Genomic DNA, 14671 nt, shown 5'->3' with positions numbered 1-14671 from the left:
CGCGGTTTATCCTCGGATCGCCCAGAACGCCAGGTTCAGCCCCGGGAACTGGCCGGCGATGTGGAACGCAAAGCCGCCGGAGTTGCTCAACTGCTGCCAGTGATCGCTGCCTCGGTCGAGCTCGTAATAGGTGGAACCGGCGTGGTACGGCAGTTGGCGTGGCGCTACCGGCAACGGCAGCAGGCCGATGCCCGGCAATTGCAGGTTGACCAGGTCACGGATGTGCTCCACCGAGCCGACCTTGCTCTGCTGGCCGAAGCGGCCGCGCAGGGTTTCGGCGGGCACGTCGGCGCGTACCACCAGGATGAAACTGGCGCTGTCGAGCAGGGTCTTGTCGGCCAGCATCGCCACGTGAATGCCGTAGGCTTTTTCAACAATCGGGATCGGCGTGGCCTTGCTGTCGATCAACATCGACAGGGCCTCACGCAAGGCCTGCATCACCGGCGCGTAGCTGAGCGCCAGGTCGTCGTGCTGGTACTGCGGATAGGGCTGCGGCCGCCGTGCTGACGCGGTAAAGGTCGAGAATTCTCCCGCCAGGCTGACGAGTTCGCTGTAGAAGCGCTCGGGGTGCAGCGGCGTCAACTGGCTCAGGTGCTGGATCAGCGGCTGGGCGCGGTTGACCAGTTGCAGCAGCATGAAATCAGCGATCTCCGAGGCGCCACCGGCCCCCGAGGCCACCACCCGCCCGGCCAAGGCTTCACCGCGTTGATGCAGCAGGCCCAGCAGTTCGCTGCGAAACGCCGCCAGTGGCTTGGAAGCCGCCACATCCAGCAGCGGTGGAATGTAGCTGTCGTCGAGGACCAGGGCCCGGTCGGCGCGTTTTTCCTTGATGCGCACCACGCCAATCGCGGCGTAGTCGCCGATGCCGTCCTGTTCGGTCAACAAGCGCAACGCCCGGGAACCCACGGCCACCGGCGCGCGGTTTTCGAACGGCGCGTTGTCGTCGCGCACTTCACACACCTGGCTGACATAACGCGCAGCACCGAGGTCTTCACCTTCGTCCACGGTGTCGCGGGCACCCGCGCGCTTGAGCGGCAACGCCAGGTACACCACGCCATCGCGCAGGTTGTCGTCGATGTTCAGTGGGGTCGGCGCCAAATCATCCTGGGGAATGTTGAACGGCGTGCCGTCCGGCAGCAGGCCCCGCGCCGAGAGGATGGCCAGCTTGCCCTGGGCCAGCAGGCCCTGGTCGATCAGCAATTCGGAAAAACCCCAGGCACCGGCCGACAAGGGGCGGCTGCGGGCGTCGATGAGGTTTTCCAGGTAACGGTCATGCTGCTGGAAGTGCTGCGTTCCAATGAACATGCCTTCCGACCAGACCACGCGATTGTTCCAGGACATGGGGGCTCCGATTCCTTATTGGGCAGGGCTGGATGGGGGAACGACGACGGCGCTGCGCACGGCGCGCACGTCGAGGCTGATCTGGTATTCGGTGTATTCGCGCGCCGGTACATTCATCACCGTGCGCCATAGCGACTGGTCCAACTCGCGATAGCCCACCAGTATTCCGATGTGCCGAGTGGCCGGGTCGAGCTCACGTTTCAGGCTCAATTGCTGGTCCGGCTGGATCAGCACTTCGTCCTGGTCGATCAGGTCCGCACCGAGCGTCGCCTGGGCCCGCTCGGCCAAGGCGAAATAATCGGCGCGGCCAAAAGTGGCCGCATTCTTCAGTTCAAAAATACGCACCCGCACCGGCGCTGGCTGGCCGGAGGCACCGGGGTTGAGCCCGGCGATGGAATGGAAGTGCAGCTCGATGGCGGCGGTGTCGGCCTCAGCTCCTTCGGGCTGGGGTTGGGCCGCATCCTTGGCGCACGCCGTCAGCAGAAGCGCTACGGCGACTGCGAGTAAAAACCTGGGGATCATCCTGCGTCCTCAATGACGTTTGAGCTATCCGTTGTTGTCTTGATCAGTATCGTTAAGGCGGCGCCGCTCAACGGCGTCGCTGTCGTGTGCTGTGCTCTTCGTAAGCGCGGCTGAACTCACGACCGAACAGGTCCTGGAAATCCTCTTGGGCTTCCCGGGAAATGTTGCTGTAGAGCTCGGTGAATTGCTGCCAGTACTGGGCCTGTCGCGAGCCGCTGAAAATGCCTGAAAGTCCACCAGGCTTGGCCATGCGTTCTTCCAGTTGCGCCGGCTCGAAGCGCGCCAGCAAATGCTTGATCGCCGCTTCCACGCCGGCCATGACCGCCAACTGGTGGGCGCGCAGATCATCGAAACTGTCACGCACCGCCACGTCCGGGGCCATGAATGCCTGGTTGCCATGGCGCAACAGCAACAGCAGGGCTTCATCGACATTGGGGGCGAACTTCAGCGGGTTGTTTTCCACCGGCTGGATCATCGTCTGCTGGATGCGGAATTCACCCTTGAGGCTGCTGCGGGCGCGCAGTACATCGATCAGCCCTTCGACCATCAAGCGATAACTGCGCCCGATGCTCTCCATCTGCGCCTCGGCGTTGGCCTTGTCCAGGCGCAACTGATCCAGCCCGGCGCCGCGCAGGAAAGCCTGGAGCAGGTCGGGTTGAGAGGTTTGCACCGGGGAGGTCGTCGGTTCGACGCGGCTGACGGGCGCTTCTGGTCGCGGCGCGGGTTCAATCGGCGCAACGACCTCAACCACAGGGATTGCCGGTACGGGAACCGGCTCGGGCAGCGGCGCAACGGGAATCGGTGCCACGGGCGCTGGCTTGTCGCTGAACAGATCCCAGTCTGCCGGAATGACCGGGGCCGGCGTTCCCGCCACTGGCTCGAACACCGGCTCAGCCACAGGCGGGGGGTTCGGGCGGGGGATCGGCGTAGGCGCACGGAAATCGTGCTGCTCGGCCGGCACATGATCCGGCTGGGTGGCCGGCGGGACGCTGGGCGGGGTGAGGAAGTCGAACAGGTCGGGCAGCGTGTCCATGGACGATACGCCCTGGAAGTGGGCCGGCATGGCGACGGGCATCGACGAAGGCGTTTTCACGGATGCGTTCTGACGGCCCATCAAGGCTTCGAAACTGCTGGGGGCTTCGGCGAACGGATTGCTATCGGTCATCGGCAGGTCGAAGTCGACCCGCGCCTGGATCTCATAATCGCCAATGCGGATGATCTCGCCGTCCTGCAACGGCTCGCTATTGCCTTTGCGCAGGCGAATACCGGCCTTGACCAACTCCACACCGTTAGTGCTGTTATCGGTCAAGTAATAACGCCCGTCCTTGTATTGGATAACGCAATGCTTGCCCGAGACCAGGCGTTCCGGATCTGGCAGAACCCAATCATTATCGGAACTACGGCCAATTGCCATCACGCCCTGACCCAAAGTCTTTTCAGAACATTGTCCGGGGGTAATCTTGTGATAACTAGTGATAGTCAAACACAGCGGCATCTCGCCTCCTTGCTGAATACTTCTTGTCGCTGGCGATACATAAGAACGGGGCCCCGTCGATGCGACATGGGATCCTTGCCTGCGACCGGAACGGCTTTTTGCCAGCATGATCGCTGATCTTAACCGGCCTGCGTGACAAAAAAACCTGTTCCAGTGCCTGCTTCGACCTACGAGTCGCGCGGGTTGTTAAGCGCCTCACAACTGTCACATCGGCGAAATAGCTTACCTTGACAACGGATAAGTACTACACCAAAAATGCACAACTTGTTGAATATACATGATGGCACTTTAAGATCATCTCGCTCTTATAGCGCCATTATCCTCAAGGAACATGTGAAGTTTCATCCGAAACTTGCGTGTGCACTGCCCGACTTCTTCAGCGGGTGATAGGGAGATCGATCCAAGTGGATGTGCCTTTGTTGCTCGCCGCCGTTTCCGCGAATTCGCCTTGCGGTGAAGACCTGGAATATGACGCGGATTTCTTGCGCCTGGAACGTGATTCCCGAGGCCAGCCCGAACGCAGCATGGGCGATTCGATCCTGCCCGCCGAACCCCCTGAATGGCGCAGCATCCAGCAGCAGAGCCTGGACCTGTTGCAGCGCAGCAAAGACCTGCGCATCACTCATTTCCTGTTGCAGAGCTCCCTGGCCCTGGAAGGTATTCCCGGCCTCGCCCGCGCATTGACGCTGATCAGCGAGTTGCTCAAGCAATACTGGGCCGACCTGCACCCGCGCCTGGACGCCGATGACGACAACGACCCCACCGTGCGCATCAATGCCCTCGCCGGCCTGACGTCGGACGTCACCATTCGCCTGTTGCGCGAGAGCATCCTGGCCCGCTCGCGAACGTTCGGCGCCGTCAGCCTGCGCGCCGCCGCCAATGCCAGCGGCTTGCAAAGTTTCCCCGATGAAAGTCTCGGCGCCGAACAGCTCGCCGGCGCCCTGCTCGACAGCGACCCCGAGCAGCTGGAAGTCATCCGTGCCGCCCTGCTGGAAGCCCGCAGCGCCGCCGAAGCCATCGAACAGCAGGTCAGCGACCAGGTCGGTTCCGCCCAAGGCGTGGACCTCGGCCCTTTGAAGCAGCCGTTAAAAATGGCGTTGCAGATTCTCGGTCAGTTCGCCCCGCAGAGCGGCGACAGCGACCTTGCCGATCCTGTCGAAACCGACGACACCGCACCCGTCGAATACACCAGCTCACCAGGCGCGCCCCGCAGTACCGTCCCGGGGGAAATCAACAACCGTGACGACGTGCTGCGCAGCCTGGACCGGATCCTGGCGTACTACACCCGCCATGAGCCCTCCAGCCCGCTGCCGGTGCTGTTGAATCGGGCGAAGAATCTGGTGCACGCCGACTTCGCGGCGATCGTGCGCAATCTGATTCCCGACGGCATGAGTCAATTTGAAAACCTGCGCGGCCCGGAAAGCGAATAAAAAGCGAGCGGATCACGCAGTCACGTCATAGGTACCTCCCGATGACGCCAACACCGTCGCTCAAGCGACCAGGAGCAGCAACGTGGCGAAGCAAAGTTCTCAGAAATTCATCGCGCGCAACCGCGCGCCTCGAGTGCAGATCGAGTACGACGTCGAGCTCTACGGCGCCGAGAAAAAGGTCCAGTTGCCCTTCGTCATGGGGGTAATGGCCGACCTCGCCGGCAAGCCCGCCGAGCCTCTGGCACCGGTGGCCGATCGCAAGTTCCTCGAGATCGACGTCGACAATTTCGACTCGCGCCTCAAGGCCATGCAGCCGCGCGTGGCGTTCCATGTGCCTAACGAATTGACCGGCGAAGGCAACCTGAGCCTGGACCTGACCTTCGAAAGCATGGACGACTTCAGCCCGGCAGCCGTGGCGCGCAAGATCGACTCGCTGAACAAGCTGCTCGAAGCGCGTACCCAATTGGCCAACCTGCTGACCTACATGGACGGCAAGACCGGCGCCGAGGAAATCATCATGAAGGCGATCAAGGACCCAGCGCTGTTGCAGGCCCTGGCGAGCGCGCCGAAGCCCGCCGACGCAGAGCCCAAAGCTTAAGGACTAACGATCATGAACGATTTGGTACGCGACAATCAGCCCCAGAACCTGGGCGCCACCGAAGAAACCAGCGAGTTCGCCTCGCTGCTGCTGCAAGAATTCAAACCCAAGACCGAACGTGCCCGCGAAGCCGTCGAGACCGCCGTGCGCACCCTGGCCGAACAGGCCCTGGCGCAGACCGACCTGGTGTCCAACGACGCCATCAAGTCGATCGAGTCGATCATCGCCGCCATCGACGCCAAGCTCACCGCCCAGGTCAACCAGGTCATCCACCACCCGGATTTCCAGCAATTGGAAAGCGCCTGGCGTGGCCTGCACTACCTGGTCAACAACACCGAGACCGATGAGCAGCTCAAGATCCGCGTGCTCAACATCTCCAAGCCTGACCTGCACAAGACCCTGAAGAAATTCAAGGGCACCGCGTGGGACCAGAGCCCGATCTTCAAGAAGATGTACGAAGAAGAATACGGCCAGTTCGGCGGCGAGCCTTACGGCTGCCTGGTGGGCGACTACTACTTCGACCAGTCGCCACCGGACGTGGAACTGCTGGGCGAATTGTCGAAAGTCTGCGCCGCGATGCACGCGCCGTTCATTGCCGCTGCCTCGCCAACCGTGATGGGCATGGGCTCCTGGCAGGAACTGTCGAACCCGCGCGACCTGACCAAGATCTTTACCACGCCGGAATACGCCGGCTGGCGTTCGCTGCGTGAGTCGGAAGACTCGCGCTACATCGGCCTGACCATGCCGCGCTTCCTGGCGCGCCTGCCGTACGGCGCCAAGACCGACCCGGTGGAAGCCTTCGCCTTCGAAGAAAACACCGACGGCGCCGACAGCTCCAAGTACACCTGGGCCAACGCGGCCTACGCGATGGCGGTGAACATCAACCGTTCCTTCAAACACTTCGGCTGGTGCTCGCGCATCCGTGGCGTGGAGTCGGGCGGTGAAGTGGAAAACCTGCCGGCCCACACGTTCCCGACCGACGACGGTGGCGTGGACATGAAGTGCCCGACCGAAATCGCCATCTCGGACCGCCGCGAAGCGGAGCTGGCGAAGAACGGTTTCATGCCGCTGCTGCACAAGAAAAACACCGACTTCGCCGCGTTCATCGGCGCCCAGTCCCTGCAGAAACCGGCCGAATACGACGACCCGGACGCCACCGCCAACGCCAACTTGGCCGCGCGCCTGCCGTACCTGTTCGCCACCTGCCGTTTCGCCCACTACCTCAAGTGCATCGTGCGCGACAAGATCGGCTCCTTCAAAGAGAAGGACGAAATGCAGCGCTGGTTGCAGGACTGGATCCTGAACTACGTCGACGGTGATCCGGCGCACTCCACCGAGACCACCAAGGCCCAGCACCCGCTTGCTGCCGCCGAAGTGATCGTCGAAGAAGTCGAAGGCAACCCGGGGTACTACAACTCCAAGTTCTACCTGCGTCCGCACTACCAGCTCGAAGGGCTGACCGTGTCGCTGCGCCTGGTATCGAAACTGCCTTCGGCCAAGGGCGCTTAAAAACCCACTGAACGTACGCAATAGAACATGTGGGAGCGAGCCTGCTCGCGATGGCAGAGGATCAGTCGCCACCTGCGTTGCCTGACCCGCCGCCATCGCGAGCAGGCTCGCTCCCACAAGGGATCTTCAGCAGTTTGGAGATCGCCTTAGTTCCGCTCGGCAAAACAGATTTCGCAAGGTCAGCGTCAACCAAACAACGTGGTAGAGACCACACAGGGAGAAAACATGGCTGTTGATATTTTCATCAAGATCGGCGACATCAAGGGCGAGTCCATGGACAAGGTCCACAAGGACGAGATCGACGTCCTGAACTGGAGCTGGGGCATGTCCCAGACCGGCAACATGCACGTGGGCAGTGGCGGTGGCGCGGGCAAGGTGAGCATCCAGGACCTGTCTCTGACCAAGTACGTCGACAAGGCTTCACCGAACCTGATGATGCACTGCGCCAGCGGCAAGCACGTCGACAAGGTCAAGCTGACCGTGCGCAAGGCCGGCGGCGAAAACCAGGTCGAGTACATGATCATCAACCTGGAAGAAGTGCTGATCACTTCCCTGAGCACCGGCGGCTCGGGCGGCGATGATCGCCTGACCGAAAACGTCACCCTGAACTTCGCCAAGGTGCTGGTGGACTATCAGCCGCAGAAAGCCGACGGCACCAAGGAAGGCGGCCCGGTCAAGTTCGGCTGGAACATCCGTCAGAACGTCAAGGTGTAATCGAACACGCCCCTGGCGCCACGCGCCGGGGGTGTTTGGTGCTTGCTCGCATCCCATCCTTTCCTGCCCGGTGTCTGAGTCATGGCCAAGCCTGCGTTTATCAATTTGTGGAAAGCGTATTCCGATTTGCGGATAACCCATCCCGATGCAAAGCCTTGCGACGGTCCGTGGGCCAACCAGTGCGCCATACGCATGAGCGTGACGCTCAATGCCGAGAAGACTATCAAAGTCAATAAATTCACCTACACCGAACCCAAGTGTGCCCATGAACACGCCAGGGGCGCCGAATCGTTGGCGAACTGGTTGTGGAAGCACCATCTGGGGCGTCCTACCATCCTCAGCAATAGCGCCGCCGACCGGCAGAAGTTGATGAGCAAGACCGGGTTGATATTCTTCAAAGACTGTTATCGGCAACAGGGCCAGACCGAGGAAAACCGCACCGGCGATCACATCGATCTATGGAACCGGGGCGTGACTCAAACCGGTGATCTTTTCTACAGGTCCAAGGCTGTCTGGTTCTGGGAGCTGACATGATGAAAAAGCACCTGCTCGCTGCTTGCCTGGCGATGAATCTGGTTTGCCTGAGCGCATGTGCCGAACATACCGAGACGACGGCAACCCGAGCTGTTTTCGCTGGGCAAGCACTTAGCCTGATTGACGATCAAGGCCAGTGCGCACTGCTCAAACCCGACCAGAGCCGCATGCAATTGGATATGGAATGGCCCTGCAGCTTTATGTTGGACAAGCAGCAGCTGCGCGTGGAGAAGTTCAACGAAGTACCGATATTTGCGGTTTGGCGTAGCGAGCACATGCCCGCGCCCAGTCGCGATTGCATCACCAAGATGCAGGCTATCCGTCAGATGCCGCAGGGCTTTGAAGCAGCTCCGGTAAGCATCTATGCATTCTGCGGCCCGGGAGCGGACCAGAAAATGTACGTAGCGCCATTCACGTGGTAACCGAAATCGCCACCCGCGATCGCTTGCAACCGTCCCTGCTGGACCGGCTGACCGACGACGATCCGACCAACCCCAAGGAAAGCGCCGACAAGCGCGTGCTTTCCCTGACGCAATTGAAAGCCTCGGTGCTGCGTGACCTGGCGTGGCTGCTCAACACCACCTCGCTGCTCGACGGCGATGCCACGCTGCACACGCCGGCGGGCACGTCGGTGGTGAATTTCGGCCTGCCGGCGCTGGCGGGCAACAGCGCGTCGAACGTCGACGTCGCCGCCCTGGAAACCTTGATCCATCAGGCCATCGCCACGTTCGAACCGCGCATCCTGCGTCACACCTTGCGCGTGCGAGCCCGGGCGACGGCCGAGATGAACCACAACGCCCTGAGCTTCGAGATCGAAGGCGACCTCTGGGCGCAGCCGGTGCCGCTGCGCCTGATGCTGCAAACCGACCTGGACCTGGAAACCGGCCACGTGCGCGTCGTCAACGCCGACCAGCGGAGACGGCCATGAACCCGCGCCTGCTGGAGCTGTACAACCAGGAATTGCACCACGTGCGCGAAAGCGCCGCGGAGTTCGCCAAGGAATACCCCAAGATCGCCAGCCGGCTGACCTTGGCCGGGATGGACTGCGCCGACCCGTATGTCGAGCGCCTGCTGGAAGGCTTCGCCTATCTGACGGCGCGGGTACAACTCAAGCTCGACGCCGAGTACCCGACCTTCACCCACAACCTGCTGGAAATCGCCTACCCGCACTACCTGGCGCCGACGCCGTCGATGACCGTGGTGCAAATGCAGGCCGACCCGGACGAAGGCTCGCTGAGCAGCGGTTTCCCGCTGCCCCGCGATACCGTACTGCGCGCCGCCCTGGGTCGCGAATCCCAGACTTGCTGCGAGTACCGCACCGCTCACCCGGTGACGTTGTGGCCGTTGCAGGTCAGCCAGGCCGAATATTTCGGCAACCCGTCCGCCGTGCTCGGGCGCCTGGCCGCCAGCGAACCGAAAGCCAAGGCCGGCCTGCGCCTGACCCTGCGCACCGGCGCCGAGCTGCCGTTCAACAGCCTGCCCCTGGACAACCTGCCGCTGTACCTCAGCGGCGCCGACGAACAGCCCTTCCGCCTTTACGAACAGCTGCTGGGCAACGCCTGCGCGGTGTTCGCGCGCCAGCCCGGCGGCAATTGGGTCGAACGGTTGCCCCAGGATGCATTGCGTTCCCAAGGCTTCGATGACGCCGAGGCCGCATTGCCGGTGGTGTCGCGGGCGTTCCAGGGCTATCGCCTGTTGCAGGAATACTTCGCCCTGCCCCATCGTTTCCTGTTCGTCGACTTCACCCAGCTCAGCCGTGCGGTCAAGCGTTGCGAAGGCCAGGAGCTGGAATTGATCGTGCTGTTCGACCGTCACGATCCGAGCCTGGAAGGCAGCGTTGGCGCTTCGCAGTTCCTGCCGTTCTGCACCCCGGCGATCAACCTGTTTCCCAAGCGCCTGGACCGCATTCACTTGTCGGACCGCGTCAACGAACATCACGTGATCGCCGACCGCACCCGGCCGATGGATTTCGAAGTGCATTCGCTGACGGGGCTGACCGGCCACGGCACCGGACCGGAGCAACCGTTCCTGCCGTTCTATGCCGTGCGCGATCCGTCCCGCTATGGCCGCGACAAAGCCTATTACACGGTACGCCGTGAGCCCCGCGTGCTGTCCAGCGACCAGCGCCGCAACGGCCCGCGCTCGACCTACGTCGGCAGCGAGACCTTTGTCAGCCTGGTGGACAGCCAGCAAGCGCCCTATCGCCACGACTTGCGCCAGCTGGGGGTGACCGCGCTGTGCACCAACCGCGATCTGCCGCTGTTCATGAGCGTGGGCAACGGCAAGACCGATTTCACCCTGGCCGACAGTGCGCCGGTGGGCGCGGTGCGTTGCGTGGCAGGTCCCAGTCGCCCACGGGCCAGCCATGCCCATGACGCCAAGGCCTGGCGATTGATCAGCCAGTTGTCGCTGAACTACTTGTCGTTGAGCGAACAGGGCCAAGGCGCCGCCGCCCTGCGTGAGCTGCTGCGACTGTACGGCGACAGCAACGACGCCGCGCTGCAATTGCAGATCGAAGGCTTACGGGAGGTCAGCAGCAAGGCGTGCACCCGACGCCTGCCGATGCCCGGCCCGATCGTCTTTGGGCGTGGCCTGGAGATCACCCTGGAATTCGATGAAAACGCGTTTCGCGGCACCGGGGTGTTCCTGCTCGGCGCGGTACTGGAGCGCTTCCTGGCACGCTACGTGTCGATCAACAGTTTTACCGAGACGGTGATCCGTACCACCGAACGCGGCGAGATCATGCGATGGAAAGCCAAGCCCGGACGTCGTCCGACCCTTTGAGTACCCTGGAGGCGATGCACCAGGAACCCTGGGAATACGACTTTTTCCAGGCGTTGCGGCGCATCGAATGTGAAACCCCCGAACTGCCGCGCCTGGGCCATTCCCTGCGCCTGGCCGATGACCCGTTGCGCCTCGGGCAACAGGCCGACTGTACCTTCGCCCCGGCGACCCTGGCCTCGGTGCAACCGGGCGTGGACGGCGCGCCGGCGCGCCTGGAACAGTTCTTCTTCGGCCTCGGCGGCCCAAACGGCCCGATGCCGCTGCACATCACCGAATACGTGCGCGAACGCCAGCGCAACAATGGCGACAGCACCAGCAAGCGCTTCCTCGACGTGTTCCACCATCGCCTGCTCAGCCTGTTCTACCGGGCCTGGGCCGAAGCGCGGCCGACCGTCAGCCACGATCGCCCGGACGATGACTACTGGTCGGCGCGCCTGGCGGCACTCAGCGGCCGGGGCATGCCGAGCCTGCTCAACCAAGGGTTGATCCCCGACACGGCGAAGCTGCACTACAGTGGCCACCTCTCGGCGCAAACCCGTTATCCGGACGGCCTGAAGGCGATCCTCAGCGAGTATTTCGGCCTGCCGGTGGAAATCGAAGAATACGTCGGCCAGTGGCTGGAATTGCCGGAGCGCAGCCGCGTCGGTGTCAGCGCCCATCAGTTGGGCGTGGACTTCTGCCTGGGCCGTTTCGTGTGGGACCGCCAGCACAAATTCCGCATTCGCCTGGGCCCGCTCAAGCTCGATGACTACATGGGCATGCTGCCCGGCAGCCAACCGTTCAACGAGCTGGTGGCCTGGGTCGCCGAATACCTGGGACACGAGCTGGACTGGGACCTGAACCTGGTGCTGGAACAGCCCGAAGTGCCCCCACTACAACTCAATGGCCGTTTCCGCCTGGGCTTCAACACCTGGCTGGGACGACCTGAAAAAGATGCCAACGATCTAATACTGGCCCGGCATTACGCCGAACAGGCCAACACCTCACAGACCTCAAGGAACCATGAGCATGGGTGAAATCAGTCGCGCCGCGTTGTTCGGCAAACTCAACAGCGTGGCCTACAAAGCCATCGAAGCCGCCACCGTGTTCTGCAAACTGCGCGGTAACCCTTATGTGGAGCTGGCCCACTGGTTTCATCAATTGCTGCAACTGCAGGACTCGGACCTGCACCGCATCATCCGCCAGTTCAACATCGAGCCGGCGCGCCTGGCCCGTGACCTGACCGAGGCACTGGATCGTTTGCCACGCGGTTCGACATCGATCACCGACCTGTCCTCTCACGTTGAAGAAGCCGTGGAACGTGGCTGGGTCTACGGCAGCCTGATGTTCGGCGAAAGCCAGGTGCGCACCGGTTATTTGGTGCTGGGCATCCTCAAGACGCCGAGCCTGCGCCACGCGCTGCTGGGCCTGTCGTCGGAGTTCGACAAAGTCAAGGTTGAAGCCTTGAGCGAACGCTTCGATGAATACGTTGGCGACTCGCCGGAAAACGCCCTGGCCGCCAGCGACGGTTTCAACGCCGGCGCGGTGCCGGGCGAGGCCAGCGGCGCGATGGCCCCTAGCGCCATGGGCAAGCAGGAAGCGCTCAAGCGCTTTACCGTCGACCTCACCGAGCAGGCCCGCAGCGGCAAGCTCGACCCCATCGTCGGCCGTGACGAAGAGATCCGCCAACTGGTGGACATCCTCATGCGCCGTCGGCAGAACAACCCGATCCTCACCGGTGAAGCCGGCGTGGGCAAGACCGCCGTGGTCGAAGGCTTTGCCTTGCGCATCGTCGCCGGCGACGTGCCGCCGTCCCTCAAGGACGTGGAGCTGCGCAGCCTCGACGTGGGCCTGTTGCAGGCCGGCGCGAGCATGAAAGGCGAATTCGAACAACGCTTGCGCCAGGTCATCGAAGACGTCCAGGCCTCGCCCAAGCCGATCATCCTGTTCATCGACGAAGCCCACACCCTGGTGGGTGCCGGTGGCGCCGCCGGCACGGGCGACGCGGCCAACCTGCTCAAGCCGGCCCTGGCCCGCGGCACCTTGCGCACCGTGGCCGCCACGACCTGGGCCGAGTACAAGAAGCACATCGAAAAAGACCCCGCCCTGACCCGCCGCTTCCAAGTGGTGCAAGTCGCCGAACCGTCTGAAGACAAAGCCCTGCTGATGATGCGGGGCGTGGCCTCGACCATGGAAAAACACCACCAGGTGCAGATCCTCGACGAAGCCCTGGAAGCCTCGGTCAAGTTGTCCCACCGCTACATTCCCGCGCGCCAGTTGCCGGATAAATCCGTGAGCCTGCTGGACACCGCCTGCGCCCGCGTCGCCATCAGCCTGCACGCCGTGCCCGCCGAAGTGGACGACAGCCGCCGCCGTATCGAAGCGCTGGAAACCGAGCTGCAAATCATTGCCCGCGAGCACGCCATCGGCGTGGCCATCGGCAGCCGCCAGACCCAGAGCGAAAGCCTGCTGGGCGCCGAGCGTGAGCGTCTGGCGGAGCTGGAAAGCCGCTGGGCCGAAGAGAAAACCCTGGTGGACCAATTGCTGGAAACCCGCGCCACCCTGCGCGAGCGCGTCGGCGCGGTGGACAGCGAAGACCGCAGCGAAGCTTCTGACAACGAAAGCCACGCCCTGCGCGAGAAACTGGTGGACCTGCAACAGCGCCTGACCGCCCTGCAAGGTGAAAACCCACTGATCCTGCCGACCGTGGATTACCAGGCCGTGGCCTCGGTGGTTGCCGATTGGACCGGTATCCCGGTGGGCCGCATGGCCCGCAACGAACTGGAAACCGTGCTCAAACTCGACCAGCACCTGAAAAAACGCATCATCGGCCAGGACCATGTCTTGCAGATGATCGCCAAGCGCATCCAGACCTCCCGCGCCGGCCTCGACAACCCGAGCAAGCCGATTGGTGTGTTCATGCTCGCTGGCACCTCCGGCGTGGGCAAGACCGAAACCGCCCTGGCCCTGGCCGAAGCCATGTACGGCGGCGAGCAGAACGTCATCACCATCAACATGAGCGAGTTCCAGGAAGCCCACACCGTGTCCACCCTCAAGGGCGCGCCACCGGGCTACATCGGCTACGGCGAAGGCGGCGTGCTGACCGAAGCCGTGCGGCGCAAACCGTACAGCGTGGTGCTGCTGGACGAGGTTGAAAAAGCCCACCCGGACGTACATGAGATCTTTTTCCAGGTATTCGACAAGGGCGTGATGGAAGACGGCGAAGGCCGGGTGATCGACTTCAAGAACACCCTGATCCTGCTGACCACCAACGCCGGCACCGAGCTGATCGCCCAGGTCTGCAAGGACCCGCAGAACGTGCCCGAGCCGGAAGAGATCGCCAAGGCCCTGCGCCAACCGCTGCTGGAGATTTTCCCGCCGGCGCTGCTGGGTCGCCTGGTGACGATCCCGTATTACCCGCTCAGCGATGAGATGCTCAAGGCCATCACCCGCCTGCAACTCAACCGCATCAAGAAGCGCGTGGAGAGCACCCATAAAGTGGCCTTCGACTACGACGACGCGGTGATCGACCTGATCGTCTCGCGTTGCACCGAAACCGAAAGCGGCGGGCGCATGATCGACACCATCCTGACCAACAGCCTGCTGCCGGACATGAGCCGCGAATTCCTCACCCGCATGCTCGAAGGCAAGGCCATGGCCGGCGTGCGGATCAGCGCGGTGGACAATGAACTGAAGTACGATTTCAGCGATGCGGCCTGACTTCAGGTAACACCGCACGACCCTGTGGGAGCGAGCCTGCTCGCG

13 protein-coding genes are annotated in these 14671 nt (G+C 62.8%); 10 read left to right on the top strand and 3 right to left on the bottom strand.

Annotation, left to right across the window (positions count from 1 at the left end):
• Positions 1-6 precede the first annotated feature (6 nt).
• The 3 genes from tssK to tagH all read right to left on the bottom strand — a co-directional run bounded on the left by tssK (position 7) and on the right by tagH (position 3358).
• The gene (tssK, locus tag DOCECA_RS22950; protein WP_420767139.1) at positions 7-1341 is read right to left on the bottom strand and encodes a type VI secretion system baseplate subunit TssK; all 1335 of its coding nucleotides are present in this window, start codon (positions 1339-1341) and stop codon (positions 7-9) included.
• A 15-nt stretch (positions 1342-1356) separates the two neighbouring features.
• On the bottom strand, positions 1357-1863 hold the full coding sequence (gene tssJ / locus DOCECA_RS22945; protein WP_445571135.1) for a type VI secretion system lipoprotein TssJ: 507 nt from the start codon (positions 1861-1863) through the stop codon (positions 1357-1359).
• A gap of 67 nt (positions 1864-1930) precedes the next feature.
• On the bottom strand, positions 1931-3358 hold the full coding sequence (gene tagH, locus DOCECA_RS22940) for a type VI secretion system-associated FHA domain protein TagH (protein WP_445571134.1): 1428 nt from the start codon (positions 3356-3358) through the stop codon (positions 1931-1933).
• A 404-nt stretch (positions 3359-3762) separates the two neighbouring features.
• Between tagH and tssA the strand changes: the two genes are divergently transcribed.
• The 10 genes from tssA (at position 3763) to tssH (ending at position 14626) form a co-directional block, all read left to right on the top strand.
• Positions 3763-4788, top strand: coding sequence for a type VI secretion system protein TssA (gene tssA, locus DOCECA_RS22935; protein ID WP_420767136.1), 1026 nt, complete (start codon positions 3763-3765; stop codon positions 4786-4788).
• Positions 4789-4870: 82 nt separating this feature from the next.
• Positions 4871-5386, top strand: a complete 516-nt coding sequence (tssB, locus tag DOCECA_RS22930; protein WP_186633609.1) for a type VI secretion system contractile sheath small subunit — start codon at positions 4871-4873, stop codon at positions 5384-5386.
• 12 nt (positions 5387-5398) lie between these two features.
• The gene (gene tssC / locus DOCECA_RS22925) at positions 5399-6895 is read left to right on the top strand and encodes a type VI secretion system contractile sheath large subunit (RefSeq protein ID WP_030138240.1); all 1497 of its coding nucleotides are present in this window, start codon (positions 5399-5401) and stop codon (positions 6893-6895) included.
• Between the two features lie 225 nt (positions 6896-7120).
• Positions 7121-7609: an Hcp family type VI secretion system effector gene (locus DOCECA_RS22920; protein WP_420767135.1), complete on the top strand. Its 489-nt coding sequence runs from the start codon at positions 7121-7123 to the stop codon at positions 7607-7609.
• 81 nt (positions 7610-7690) lie between these two features.
• On the top strand, positions 7691-8143 hold the full coding sequence (locus DOCECA_RS22915) for a T6SS effector amidase Tae4 family protein (RefSeq protein WP_420767134.1): 453 nt from the start codon (positions 7691-7693) through the stop codon (positions 8141-8143).
• Complete coding sequence (locus tag DOCECA_RS22910) at positions 8140-8565, top strand: hypothetical protein (RefSeq protein ID WP_445571133.1); 426 nt, start codon at positions 8140-8142, stop codon at positions 8563-8565. The genes DOCECA_RS22915 and DOCECA_RS22910 overlap by 4 nt, the downstream gene beginning before the upstream one ends.
• Positions 8559-9071 carry a type VI secretion system baseplate subunit TssE gene (gene tssE, locus DOCECA_RS22905; RefSeq protein ID WP_420767132.1) on the top strand — a complete coding sequence of 171 codons (513 nt, stop codon included), beginning with the start codon at positions 8559-8561 and terminating at the stop codon, positions 9069-9071. The genes DOCECA_RS22910 and tssE overlap by 7 nt, the downstream gene beginning before the upstream one ends.
• Positions 9068-10927 (top strand): type VI secretion system baseplate subunit TssF, encoded by a 1860-nt coding sequence (gene tssF, locus DOCECA_RS22900; protein WP_445571132.1) that lies wholly within the window; start codon positions 9068-9070, stop codon positions 10925-10927. Before tssE ends, tssF begins: the two co-directional genes overlap by 4 nt.
• Positions 10891-11943: a type VI secretion system baseplate subunit TssG gene (gene tssG / locus DOCECA_RS22895; protein WP_445571131.1), complete on the top strand. Its 1053-nt coding sequence runs from the start codon at positions 10891-10893 to the stop codon at positions 11941-11943. Before tssF ends, tssG begins: the two co-directional genes overlap by 37 nt.
• Positions 11936-14626, top strand: a complete 2691-nt coding sequence (gene tssH, locus DOCECA_RS22890) for a type VI secretion system ATPase TssH (RefSeq protein WP_445571130.1) — start codon at positions 11936-11938, stop codon at positions 14624-14626. The genes tssG and tssH overlap by 8 nt, the downstream gene beginning before the upstream one ends.
• Positions 14627-14671: the final 45 nt, after the last annotated feature.

The sequence above is a fragment of the Pseudomonas sp. E102 genome, from assembly GCF_052660185.1.
Note: the sequence above shows the minus strand (reverse complement) of the source record. Positions and strands in the feature narration are given on the sequence as shown.

What these genes read in the sequence shown, in the direction of transcription:
- tagH (WP_445571134.1), bottom strand. Translation starts at nt 3,358, where the DNA reads ATGCCGCTGTGTTTGACTATCACTAGTTATCACAAGATTACCCCCGGA.
- tssG (WP_445571131.1), top strand. Translation starts at nt 10,891, where the DNA reads ATGGAAAGCCAAGCCCGGACGTCGTCCGACCCTTTGAGTACCCTGGAG.
- DOCECA_RS22920 (WP_420767135.1), top strand. Translation starts at nt 7,121, where the DNA reads ATGGCTGTTGATATTTTCATCAAGATCGGCGACATCAAGGGCGAGTCC.
- DOCECA_RS22910 (WP_445571133.1), top strand. Translation starts at nt 8,140, where the DNA reads ATGATGAAAAAGCACCTGCTCGCTGCTTGCCTGGCGATGAATCTGGTT.
- tssJ (WP_445571135.1), bottom strand. Translation starts at nt 1,863, where the DNA reads ATGATCCCCAGGTTTTTACTCGCAGTCGCCGTAGCGCTTCTGCTGACG.
- tssH (WP_445571130.1), top strand. Translation starts at nt 11,936, where the DNA reads ATGGGTGAAATCAGTCGCGCCGCGTTGTTCGGCAAACTCAACAGCGTG.
- DOCECA_RS22915 (WP_420767134.1), top strand. Translation starts at nt 7,691, where the DNA reads ATGGCCAAGCCTGCGTTTATCAATTTGTGGAAAGCGTATTCCGATTTG.
- tssK (WP_420767139.1), bottom strand. Translation starts at nt 1,341, where the DNA reads ATGTCCTGGAACAATCGCGTGGTCTGGTCGGAAGGCATGTTCATTGGA.
- tssF (WP_445571132.1), top strand. Translation starts at nt 9,068, where the DNA reads ATGAACCCGCGCCTGCTGGAGCTGTACAACCAGGAATTGCACCACGTG.
- tssC (WP_030138240.1), top strand. Translation starts at nt 5,399, where the DNA reads ATGAACGATTTGGTACGCGACAATCAGCCCCAGAACCTGGGCGCCACC.